This window comes from Flavobacterium sp. 5, assembly GCF_002813295.1.
Lineage (GTDB): Bacteria > Bacteroidota > Bacteroidia > Flavobacteriales > Flavobacteriaceae > Flavobacterium.
Window position 1 is genome coordinate 918,006 of record NZ_PHUE01000001.1, and the last position, 12,423, is coordinate 930,428.

Annotated in this window: 10 protein-coding genes; 3 read left to right on the top strand and 7 right to left on the bottom strand. The window is 32.3% G+C overall.

Annotated features, from left to right (window positions below; translation table 11 throughout):
- The first annotated feature begins 184 nt into the window (after nt 1-184).
- Nucleotides 185-1,690, top strand: a complete 1,506-nt coding sequence (locus CLU82_RS03690) for a phosphoethanolamine transferase (RefSeq protein ID WP_100841821.1) — start codon at nt 185-187, stop codon at nt 1,688-1,690.
- 113 nt (nt 1,691-1,803) lie between these two features.
- Nucleotides 1,804-2,262, top strand: a complete 459-nt coding sequence (locus CLU82_RS03695; RefSeq protein WP_100841822.1) for an RNA methyltransferase — start codon at nt 1,804-1,806, stop codon at nt 2,260-2,262.
- Between the two features lie 114 nt (nt 2,263-2,376).
- Here the strand turns inward: CLU82_RS03695 and CLU82_RS03700 are convergent, their stop codons facing one another.
- The 5 genes from CLU82_RS03700 to CLU82_RS03720 all read right to left on the bottom strand — a co-directional run bounded on the left by CLU82_RS03700 (nt 2,377) and on the right by CLU82_RS03720 (nt 8,682).
- The gene (locus CLU82_RS03700) at nt 2,377-2,994 is read right to left on the bottom strand and encodes a hypothetical protein (RefSeq protein WP_100841823.1); all 618 of its coding nucleotides are present in this window, start codon (nt 2,992-2,994) and stop codon (nt 2,377-2,379) included.
- A 39-nt stretch (nt 2,995-3,033) separates the two neighbouring features.
- The gene (gene gatB/aspS, locus CLU82_RS03705) at nt 3,034-6,366 is read right to left on the bottom strand and encodes a bifunctional amidotransferase subunit GatB/aspartate--tRNA ligase AspS (protein ID WP_100841824.1); all 3,333 of its coding nucleotides are present in this window, start codon (nt 6,364-6,366) and stop codon (nt 3,034-3,036) included.
- Nucleotides 6,366-7,763, bottom strand: coding sequence for an amidase (locus CLU82_RS03710; protein ID WP_100841825.1), 1,398 nt, complete (start codon nt 7,761-7,763; stop codon nt 6,366-6,368). The genes gatB/aspS and CLU82_RS03710 overlap by 1 nt, the downstream gene beginning before the upstream one ends.
- A gap of 3 nt (nt 7,764-7,766) precedes the next feature.
- A complete protein-coding gene (locus tag CLU82_RS03715) occupies nt 7,767-8,036 on the bottom strand; it encodes an aspartyl/glutamyl-tRNA amidotransferase subunit C (protein WP_198520185.1) in 270 nt (89 codons plus the stop codon).
- A gap of 196 nt (nt 8,037-8,232) precedes the next feature.
- A complete protein-coding gene (locus CLU82_RS03720) occupies nt 8,233-8,682 on the bottom strand; it encodes a hypothetical protein (protein WP_100841826.1) in 450 nt (149 codons plus the stop codon).
- Nucleotides 8,683-9,077: 395 nt separating this feature from the next.
- Here CLU82_RS03720 and CLU82_RS03725 point away from each other — a divergent pair, with 395 nt between their 5' ends.
- Nucleotides 9,078-9,623, top strand: coding sequence for a DUF2911 domain-containing protein (locus tag CLU82_RS03725; RefSeq protein ID WP_100841827.1), 546 nt, complete (start codon nt 9,078-9,080; stop codon nt 9,621-9,623).
- Nucleotides 9,624-9,704: 81 nt separating this feature from the next.
- Here CLU82_RS03725 and CLU82_RS03730 read toward each other — a convergent pair whose 3' ends face one another.
- Together CLU82_RS03730 and CLU82_RS03735 are read right to left on the bottom strand one after the other, a co-directional pair.
- The gene (locus tag CLU82_RS03730; RefSeq protein ID WP_100844923.1) at nt 9,705-11,474 is read right to left on the bottom strand and encodes a TonB-dependent receptor; all 1,770 of its coding nucleotides are present in this window, start codon (nt 11,472-11,474) and stop codon (nt 9,705-9,707) included.
- An 82-nt stretch (nt 11,475-11,556) separates the two neighbouring features.
- The gene (locus CLU82_RS03735) at nt 11,557-12,420 is read right to left on the bottom strand and encodes a PhzF family phenazine biosynthesis protein (protein WP_100841828.1); all 864 of its coding nucleotides are present in this window, start codon (nt 12,418-12,420) and stop codon (nt 11,557-11,559) included.
- Nucleotides 12,421-12,423 lie beyond the last annotated feature (3 nt).

Consider the following 12,423-nt stretch of genomic DNA (forward strand, 5'->3'; position numbering starts at 1 on the left):
AAATTATCCAAAGAACAAAATCTGACTAATCTAAAAACAATATCTATATTTGACCCAAATCGAGTAAAGTATCATTTGGCAATCCACTCACATTCTTTTTCAAAAAAATATTATTCCATTTTTATTTGGAGTTTCTTTTTATTTAACCTTTGAAATTCTATTAAAAACAACTACCCTTTAACCAATGGAAGTCTTAAAAACATACAAATCGCAGTTATTGTTTCATCTGTATCTGAATATAATCTTCAGTATCTTCATTACATTTGCATCCTATTATCATATTCCCCTTATTTCATTTACAGACTCTGGTTTCTATTTTGTTCACTTCATAGCCTTGCAGTTTTCAATATTTGGTTTCTTATACTTTTTAAGCATTAATAAATATGTATTTAAAATACTTTTCCCTATTCTATACTTGTTCATTTCAGGCATTGCTTATTGGGTCTATTTTCAAGACATTACAATATCTCAGAGTATTATTCAAGTATCATTAGAAACAAAAATAGATATCGTGATTGATTTGATTAGTTTCCCATTCGTTATGTATCTTATTCTTAATATAACCGTTATAATTTTCACACTAAGACTCTATAACAAACTAAAAAATAATTCTCTCAAATCACCCTTAACCCTTTTGGCTCTTTTAGCTATAATTAGTCATTCATTAGCTGAAAATTACCGCCCTGGCACGTTTAATAGAAGACTTCCTTACAATATAGCAGTCTCACTTCAAGAATATTTAGAAAAAAACACTTTAATTTTAAAACCAATCAATAACAAAATTAATACACAACGCGATAAACTAACTGTTGTTTTTATTCTAGGCGAAAGTGTAAGAGCAAATCATTTACAAATTAATGGCTATACTAAAAAAACCACTCCATTACTGCAACAAAGAAAAGACATCATAAGCTTCCCAAACACGTATACGCCTTTAACTTACACAGCTATTAGTGTTCCTCAAATATTAACCGATGCAACACTTACAGATAATTACTCTCAACCAAAACATTCTCTGATTCAGGTATTAAATCAAGCAAATATCAAAACCAATTGGATTGGAAATCAAACTCCAGAAAAAAGCTATGAAATTTTCATTAACCAATCATCTTTTCACGAAATCTTAGATCCTTTTCATTCTGATTTGAGTTTTCAAAAAGAATATGACGAAAAATTACTTCCTGTTTTTAAGAAAAATTTCAATCCCCGCATCAATCAATTCACTACTATCCATATGATTGGCAGTCATTGGTGGTATGAAACAAGGTATCCCGAACATTTCAGAGTATTTAAACCTGTTATTAAAAGCAAATACATTCCTTCTAACACCAAAGAAGAAATGATTAATTCTTATGACAACACTATACTTTATTTAGATTATTTCATAAATGAAACGATTAAGGAATTAGAAAAACAAAATTCGAACACCATTCTAATTTACTTATCAGATCATGGTGAAATACTTGGAGAAGAAAACTTATGGTTACATGCACAACAAGGAAAAGCAAGTGAAAATCCAGCGATGCTTATTTGGTGCTCTTCAAAATTCAAGAAGGAATATCCAAATATAATCTCAAATTTGAAATCACATCAAAATCTAAAAACAAATCTTGATTTTTTCTACCACAGTATTTTGAATTTATATCAAATTGAAGGCGTACCTTATGACAAGAGTAAAGTAATTTTCTAATCCAAGTTTCAGTAGTATGATACCTATTAAGCAATTAGATTTTGTACTTCATAAATTCTTTAAACAAAATCAAAAATTCGACAGTAATAATAACAGTTTCGTATTTTTGTAGTATGAATGATAATTTTATAACCGAATTTTTCGGCATAGGAATACAAAACGGTAAAACTCCTGAAAACTTAGGTGTATTATGGAGAACAGCTCAAAACTTAGGAGCCAGTTATATTTTTACCATTGGAAATCGATATGCCAAACAAGCATGCGACACTCATAATGCAGTAAAATCTCTTCCTTATTTCCATTATGAAAACTTTGAAGAATTTTATAAAAACATACCTAAAGGCGCTCGATTAGTTGGTGTTGAATTGGATGACAGAGCAGAAAATTTAGAAACTTTTGAACACCCAAGACGTTGTGTTTATTTATTAGGCGCTGAAGACAATGGACTTTCTAAACAAGCAATTGAAAAATGTCATTTTTTAGTCAAATTCAAATCTGAAAAAAGTTTGAATGTATCTGTTGCCGGAAGTATTGTTCTTTATGACAGAGGACTTAATAAACCTAGGTCGTAAAAATTCAACGGCAATGGCAATTTCAAAAATCAATTAAAAACCAAACCTTTATAAAAAACAAATTTTCAAAACAAGCATCTAAATGCCCACTTTGAAAATTTGTAACTAAAACTTCTATTTCTTGTTAAGCTCTTCAATTAACTGCCTTGTTTCCTCAATTGAAAAACTTTTTGAAAGACATTCAAGTTCCTTTATATTATGCTCCTTTAAAAACACATTAACATCTTCACAATCTCTAAATATGTTCATTTCTTTCTTTTCGAAGTCAATCACCATTCCTCTTGCTTTCCCGTCTCCACCATCAAGCATCACATTATACCTCAATGCTCTTGTCCAAGTTCCAATCAAATCTTCTTCAAAATAAACAAATCGACCATAGCTTGTAGCTCTGCAAAACCTAGAATACTGACCTGGTTCATACCCTCTGTCTTTACGATTGGTCCATTTTCTGTAAGTTTGAAAATACATTTCTCCTTTATATGAAACACCAAGGGGATAATTTACTTTTTTATTGCTATCCTTGAAATAAAAAAAAGCTTTCTCAGGCATTTTTAGTGAGTCTGTATTATTTTTAAAATACACTTCTTCATTCGAACTAGGCTTCATATTTAAAACATCTTCCAAAGTCATATAAACACCATCAGGAAAATCTCCTTTTTTTACATACTTAATTTCTTGACTATAGCTAAATTGAAACAAAAAATATAAGGCTAAAAGAATATGTTTTTTCATTGAAATTGAAATTGATTTTTGTTATTGAAATTGAAAAATCTATTTTCTCAAAATTCGAACATTCATTTCTTCTACTTTTTTATCAGATAAAAGAGATGGCGCTCCAAATAATAAATCTTCACTGGTTCCTGTTTTAGGGAAAGCCATTACTTCTCTGATAGAAGCTTTTTTCTCTAAAATCATCATCAAACGGTCAATTCCCCAAGCGATTCCTCCGTGTGGTGGCGCGCCGTATTGGAACGCTTTATGCATCGTTCCCACACTTCGCATCATTTCTTCTTTATTGTAACCCATATTTCTATAAGTCGCTTCAAGAATCTCCGATTTATGCGCACGAACCGAACCTCCACCAATTTCATAACCATTCAAAATAATGTCGTATTGTTGAGCGATAATCGTTCCGATTTTTTCATTATCACCTTCCATATGCTTTTGCAAGTCATAAATTGCTGGCATAGAGAACGGATTGTGTGTAAACGTCCATCTTCCTTCATCTGTTCTTTCAAACATTGGAAAATCAACCACCCAAGCCGGACGTAATTCTTTTGGATTAATTAAGTGTAACATTCTACCCATTTCTTGACGAACAGCATCCAAAGCCTTGTTAGCCGTTGCATAATCCGCCGCTGAAAAGAATACAATATCTCCAACTTGTGCATTGGTCGCTTTGATAATACCAGCAGCGATTTCTTCACCTAAGAATTTAATAATTGGTGATTGTAATTCGTCTTCATTAACGATAATATAAGCCAATCCACCTAGACCGTTTTGTTGTGCAACAGCAGTAAGCGTTTCAATTTGTCCTTTAGACATACGTTTGTTTCCTTGCTCTTGAGCCGAAACTTTGATGCATTTTACAATTCCACCTTCATCGATAGGTTTACTAAACACCTGAAAAGTCGTTTCTTTTACAATTTCCGTGATGTCTTGCATTTTCAAACCATAACGCAAATCAGGTCTATCACAACCGTAAAAATCCATTGCATCTTTATAAGTAATCACTTCAAAAGGATGCAAAATCCATTTTTTACCGTATATTTTATTAACTACTTCATTGAACATTTTAGTATTCAAATCAATAATTTGCTGCATGCTTGCGTATGCAATTTCCATATCTAATTGCGTAAATTCAGGCTGACGATCTCCACGAGAATCTTCATCTCTAAAACAACGTGCAATTTGAAAATATTTCTCATAACCACTAACCATCAACATTTGTTTGAACTGCTGTGGCGCTTGCGGTAATGTATAGAAGAAACCAGCTTGTTTACGTGTCGGAACAATAAATTCACGTGCTCCTTCATCAGTTCCTGCACTTAAAATTGGCGTTTCAATTTCTAAGAACTCTTCTTCATCTAAAATGTCACGCAATAATTTAATTACTTTATGACGGTTTACAATTGCTCTACGAACCTCATCATTTCTGTGGTCCAAGAATTTGTATTGATAACGAAGTGCTTCATTTGTTTTCGCTGCTCTTTTAATTTCAAAAGGCAATGTTTTAGATAAGTTTAAAATTTCTAAAACCGAAGTTTCTAATTCAATTTTACCTGTACGCAATCCTGCATTGTAATCATCTTCATTACGTCCAACTACGATACCTTTTACCGAAATAACTGATTCCGATTTTATCTTCACCAAATCATCAATATTAGGAAATGATTCTCTACTAATACGAACTTGGAAAATCTCATAACTTGAATCACGCAAATCAATAAACATCAACTCACCGTGGTCACGAACACTCGCTACCCAACCAGATAGAATAACTTCTTCGCTGATGTTTGCTTCGGTTAATTGTGAAATTTTATGTGTTCTGTAAGTATCTTTTATAATAATAGGAATTTCAGGAAGCACTTCTTCTAGAGCTTCTTTATTTTCTGCAACAGTTTCTTTGGAAACATTTTCAGTTGCTTCTTTATTTTCTAAAACAGCCGCCGCACCTAATTGATCTAAGATAATCTGACGAATTACTTTTCCATCAGCACCTTTCCCAACAACTGCTAAAACTTTACCAACTAAAATCCCGGCTTTACCTTGATTTCCTACTTTGATATCATTGGCTACAGCCTCATTTTCTGAAAGCACTTTTGCAATTACTTCTTGGATTTTATCTTCTGAAATAGTGTTTTCTTGAAAGTACTTTTTATAATCAAAAGCATCATCTTTCAAATAACTTGCAAGGGCATTTTGAACTAAAACCGCTGTGATTTTCTCTTCTTTAAATAATTTAAAAATCGCTATAATGTCATTAACATCATTGATTTTAGTATACTCTTCTGCCTTAATATTGTTTGACAAAGTTTTTGCAACAAACGAAGGATCAGCAATCACTTTATTGATAGCTACAAATGTTCCTGAACGCAAAGCATCAGCAGTAAAAAATTTAGCATCTTGTGGCAAAACTCCACCGTGAATCAAAATAGATTCAACAGCAAAAGGCAAAGCATCAGTATCTACTTTAATGGCTTCAATTTCCTTTTTAATATTTACAAAAGGCAAATCTGGCTCCGAAATAAAACGATAATCTGCTTCAAATTCTTTTTTACGCATTGTTTTAGTCTGCTTCAAATCAGCATCCCATAACACAGTCGTTTGATCAGGTCTAAATTCTTTATGCTCTATAAAATAATTGAACTGTTTTTCAATTTCTTCTTTCAAAGCTTCCACCATAAACTTAAACGAGTTCAAGTTTTTGATTTCAGTTCTTGGGTTTAAATCATAGCTGTGTTTTTTACGTAAAGACACAGAAACATCCGATTTAAATTCCCCTTTCTCCAAATTCGCTTCAGAAATTCCTAAATTCTGAACAATACGTTGAATGTATTGCGCGTAAGTAGAAGCGTCTTCAATATTTCTGATACAAGGCTCCGTAACGATTTCGATCAACGGAACACCTGCTTTATTAAAATCGACTAAAGAGATTTTCTTCTCGTGCATCAATTTCGCAGCATCTTCCTCAATATGAACCTGAGTCAAATTTACCGTAAATTGAGAACCGTCATTTCGGTAACAAGATACGTGTCCGTCAGGAATTATCGGATTGTGATATTGCGTAATTTGGATGTTTTTCGGGTTATCTGGATATTCGTAATGCTTTCTATCCCAAGATATCACTTCATTACTAAATGACGAATCTACTGCTTTCCCAAAATAAATAGCTTTTGTAATCGCTTCTTTATTGATAGCAGGCAAAACGCCCATTTGTCCCGTACAAACAGAACATATATTTTCGTTAGGTGTTTCTATTTCTTGATTTGGACAAGAACAAAACAACTTGGTTTTGGTATTCAATCGAACGTGAGTTTCCAGTCCAATTACCAATTCTAAATCGTGGGCTTTTATCGCCGCATTTAATTGCTCCAATTCCATTATATCGTATCTTTTAAGAAGTTAGCAAATTGCATCACTAATTCATCATTATTTTTTGCTGCAGTAATCTGCAATCCAGTACTTGTTCCTTGTGGCACAGTCAAAGTTGGTAATTGTCCTAAACTAAAACCAACCGTATAAGCATCTGATAAATACATTGCCAACGGATCTTTTAAACTGTCTCCTATTTTTGGAGGTGTACTTGGCGTAACTGGCGATAAAATAATATCAACCTCTTGAAAATCTTTACTGAAATTTTCAGAAATCTGATCTCTTAAAGCCAATCCTTTTAAATATATTTCATCTGAAAAACCTTGTGACAACACTTGGTTTCCACCAACAATTCTACGTTTTGTTTCTTCTGAAAAATTTTCAGAACGTGTTGTTGCGTAGGTATCAATTAAATTTTCTCCTTCAATACGGTTACCATAATTTGTCCCATCTAAACGAGATAAATTCGAAGCCGTTTCCGCCATTGCCAACGTATAGTAAGTTGAAACTAAAATATCAGATTTAAAGAAATCTAATTCTTTTACAGCAATTCCTTTGGCTTTTAATTTTTCGATTGATGCTAAAAAGTCTGCTTTTATTTGCGCATCGATAGCATCACTTTCAATAAAGTTTTTAAAATAACCAATTGTTTTTACTGTTGAAGTTGAAATTGCTTCTTCACTAATTTCAGTTGAAACGATTGAAGTTTGATCTTTTGGATCTTTTCCGCTCATAACATTCAACACAATTCGAATGTCTTCAATTGATTTTGCCAATGGACCAACGCAATCTGTAGAAGAAGCGTAAGCCATCAATCCAAATCTAGAAATTCTTCCATAAGTTGGTTTTAAACCGTAAATATGATTGTATCCTGCTGGCTGACGAACAGAACCTCCAGTATCTCCACCAATAGAAAACACAGTATATTCTTTGGCAACATTCACTGCAGAACCACCGCTTGAACCTCCCGCAACTAAAGCTGGGTCGATAGCGTTTTTTACCGCACCAAATATGGTGTTTTCACTAGAAGAACCGTGACCAAAACTATCACAGTTTTCTTTTACCAATGGAATAGCACCCGCATCTAATAATTTTTGAATAGCAGTTGCAGTATACGAAGATTTATAGTTTTTCAACAAATCAGAACTTGCTGTAGTATAAGTTCCTTGCAACATATACACATCTTTAATTCCAAAAGGAATTCCTTCTAGTAAACCGATTGTTTCTCCGTTTGCAATTTTAGCATCAACTTTAGAAGCTAAATCTAAAGCCAAAGTATCTAATAAAGAATTTACAGAGTTATATGTGTTTTGTTTAAGTAAGTCTAATCTTTCTTGTACCAAAGCAGTACAAGTTATTTGTTTTGACACCAATTGTTGGTGTATCTTTTTTATTTGCGAATCCATTTTTTATCCTTCTATAACTTTAGCAACCACTAAAAAACCATTTTTCTTGTTCGGGAAGTTTTCTAAAATTATTTGTTTCTCAATAGCCGAACTCTCTATCACAACATCTTCTCTTAAATCATTTACTGACACGCAATTATAATTGACATTATTTGAAGGATTATTATTTGAAGGATTTGCACTTTTAATCACATCAAATAATTGGTTCACGCTCTCTGAAGGCTGTGCTCCTTTAATACTCGACAAAACGTCGACCGTCATAATTTTGTTCATAATTTTATTTAGTTTTAAAGTCAAACTTTTAAGCTCGCGAAATTACGAAAGTTTTATTTAGGGAGTGGTGTTTTTTTGATGGATTTAAGTGGATTTGACAGCAAAGAGAAAACAATAAACAAACATTTTGTTAAATATCCTTCTATTTAAAGAGTCATTTTTTGAAATAGATAAAAGAATGCAGGTAGTCAAAAATTTACTCAATACCCTCAATCAAATATTTCGTTCCATTAATCTCAAAAGCAAACCCCACATGATTTCCAATTAGATGAGAACCTAAAGGTGATTGTGGTGAAAGCGCAATCACATTAATATCGTCAATAGCAATTTTAGGAAGTGCCGCACTCAAATACAAGTAAATCCCATTGGCTTTGACCAAACTTCCAACAATTATATTTTTAGCAATTATAGTCGAATCAATTTTATCCAGAATATTTTTTTGAGCAATAACTTCTTTCAATTTATGGTTGAGTTTTTCTTGTTCAATATGCATCATAGATAATGCTGTTTCGTGTTTATCGCCTGCCGAACCTTTGGCATCGTTTTTTGAATCCTCAGTCAAGGCTACAATCATGTCTTTGAAAACATCGATTCTATCTTGAACTAATTGTAAATAGTATTGGTGTATTTTTTGTTTGAAAGTCATTTTATTTTTTAAAGCTGCTAAGATACTAAGGTTCTCAGTTACTAAGAAAAGAAAAAAATGATAATTTCAATAAAAATCAATTTACTTTCAACCTGAAATCTATCATTAAAAGATGTCGCTCCGATGGAGCTTAAAACTACTAATATCTATACTTGCTATAAAGATTACACTCCTATGGAGTTCAAAAAAACTTACCTAATACTGAATTGAGCCACAGAGTGGCAGTATATTTATAGAAATTAATAAAAGTTAAAGATATTTGACAGCTCCATAGGAGCGAAATATAAAAACACAATAATTTAGTTAAGCCTTTCAGTTTAAAATTTAACACGTAATTGTAGAATTTTAGTAATACAATCGATAATTTTAACCTTTTAATTAACTTAACAACTATTATGAAAAAAGCTACGATTATTGCTACAATGGCATTCGCAATGACGATGGTATTTACCTCTAACGCTCATGCACAAAAATTCTCAGATTTAGACAAAAGCCCTATGGATATGGCCTCTTATCCTAACGATTACAAAGATGCTAATAAAACTGCAAGAATCATTTACGGAAGACCTCAACTAAAAGGTCGTACATTAAGCGAATTGGCTCCTGAAGGAAAAGTTTGGAGAACAGGCGCTAATGAAGCGGTCGAAATTACTTTTTACAAAGATGTAAAGTTAGGAAACACAAAAATCAAGGCGGGTTCTTATACTTTATTCACTATACCTGAAAAAGATTCTTATACCGTAATTATTAATAAAGATTTAAATGTTTGGGGCGCTTACACCTACAACGAGAAAAATGATGTAGCTCGTTTGAAAGTTCCTATTACTGCTGGCGATCAATCTTTAGAAGCATTTTCAATGGTTTTTACCAAAGCCGATAACGGAATTGTTTTGAATTTAGGTTGGGATAAAGTTCGTGTTGCTGTTCCTTTTACAGAGTAAATTCACTATTAGTTAAACAAAAAAAGCTTCCTAAACGGAAGCTTTTTTTGTTTTCGAATAATATCTATTTCACTATAATTTTTAAAAATCAAATTTATAATTTCCTCCTACCATCACTTGAAAACCTTGAACTGGATAATTCAACCATTTTTCATATCCTTTATTTAAGATGTTATTCGCTTTCAAGAATGCAGTAAATCTTTCGTTGTGTTTGTATCTCACATTTGCATTCAAATCAAAATAACTATCTAAAGTAATTGGGCCTGGAGTAGTCACATAAACGATATCTGTATTTATTTGATAGTCTTGACGTTCACCTACATAAAACATATTCATACCTGCAAACCATTTTTCGGTAATCATAAAATCAGCTTTACCATTCAATTGAAATTCAGGTAAATTCCATGCTTCTTGCTGTGTCTTCTTTGTATAACTACTCACCGTTGCATCTGCTTCAATAGTTACTCCTTTCCCTAAATCTGCTTTTATTTCTCCATAAAAACGCATTGTTGTCAAGTCATCATAAACTACTTGAAATGAGTTTCCGAAACCATAATTAGCATTCGTATTGTTTTCAGTATAGTCATTACTTCTAAACAATGCTTTATTTTCGTCATATATATAAGACGCTCTTACATCATAACTAACTGTACTTGCCAATTTTCCTTTTAATCCTGCTTGAATATCATACAATTCATTAGTGGGTTTAATATTTAATGCAGGCGAAACAAATGGATTTTCATCTACAAAATCTTTATAGGTGTTTTGCTGTAAATTCCCAATAGCACTCGTGTAAAATATCATCAAATCCCCTACTACATTATAAGAAGCGCTAATCGATGGATAAATATAAAACTTATTGGTATCATTTTCCTTTCCCATGCTATAAACTAATCCAGCACCAACATTTATGGTCCAATCTTCTCTTTTCATTACAAAACTTGGCACTATCCCTAAATTTGTAAATCCATAATTAATTGGTGATGTGTTGGTTCCTAAATAATTTTCCTTGAAACTGCCATCAACATAATCGACAAAAATTTTGGTTTTAATTACTTCATCCATTATATCAAACTTAAAAGTTGGCGCTGCTAAAAAATGATTCTCGGCCGAACTAAATGCATCTGAAAAATGTGTAAATTCAAGTTTCACATTATCGACAGCACTTTCTTCAAAAGTCATAGATCCACCTGCTGTAATTGTATTATAAGACTGTTGTGGATTAATCCCATAAACCAAGTTCATACTTTCTGGAAGCGTTAAAGTACTTCCAAAATCAGCAGGCAAACCATACCAATTATAAATTTGATTTTGATATCCCACTTTAACATCCCAAGCCATTTCTTGATTATTGCTTCCATATAGCAAATTGATTTTGGTATCATAAAAGAAATTATCAAGAAGAACATCTTTTATATCACCTTGCGATGAATTGTGACGAAACATACCGCTTGCATACTCATTATTATTAAGGTTTTCGTTCACATACAATTCAGCATTCAAACTGCCATAATTACCAATCCCAAGAGTTGCATAATTCTTAAATAAACGCTCCTGCTTTCCTTTTTCTACTCCTTGGGCGTTCCCTTTGGAAGGAGAAAATGTAGAAGCTACTGGAAAAGGTAAAATAGAATAATTTACATTTTCTTTTTTAGCATTTTCTTCATTGATATTCACCGGAACTTCTTTTACTTTGAAAGCATCAGAAATTGTTGGCGTATATGGTTTTACCACATTTACTACTTCTGTTCCAATATTGTCTTTCTTATCTTGAGCAAATGATAACTGGGAAATTAACAAGATAAAAAATCCCGAAATAATCCTCCCAGAAGTATTGTAAGTAGAAAACATTGATTGCTTTTTTATGAATATTTTTATTTTTTTGATTATCATCTTTAGTCTTTTCTCTTTTATCTAATTTTTGTCTTCTGCTTTACACTTCCCATTCGCCCTTTGCGATGAATTGTGTTTTTCCTCCAATTTTTATATCAAAATTATCTCCAGCTAATTCTCCATCAAAATGAATTCGCGAAGGTCTATTCATAAAATCACCTTGATGATTTACTGATTTTATTTCTTGCGAATGGTATTTCAAAAGAAAAGCCTGTAAACAGGTACTGGCACTTCCTGTTGCTGCATCTTCCACTAACTGATTATTTTCAACACACAGCATTCGGCTATACAATTCTCCTTTATCAAAACAGTAAAAATATAAGGCTCTATGCGCTGTTTTACAATTTGCTATTAACCATTCATTTGTTTTAACCAAGTCGAGTTTTAAATTATCTAAAGCTTTTATTTCTTTTAACGGAACAATCACAAAAGCACTTCCTGTTGTCACTTCTTGAATTTGAAATTCGGAATCGAAATCGGTGTTCTTCAAATTACTAAAAGATAAAAAATCTTCTTTCGAGAAAACATCCCAAAATTGAGGCTGAGCTGCTTGTAGCCAAACCAAATCAATTGATTGCTGAATTGGAATTTCTCCAATTGGAACCGATAATTTAAAATTCTGAGGATTATTTTCTACAATTTTATTCATTAAAACCCATGAAGTCCCTATTATTGGATGACCTGCAAACTGCATCTCTTTTTCGGGCGTAAAAATTCTAATTGCGGCACTATTACTTTCAGGTTGAATCTCAGTTATAAAAGTACTTTCTGCAAAATTAATTTCGCGAGCAATTTTCTGCATTTCTTCAGTACTTAAATTCTTCGCATCTAAAAAAACTGCCAGTTGATTTCCTGCATATTTTTTCTCAGCAAAAACATCTACTATATAAAAAGGTAATTTCATTTT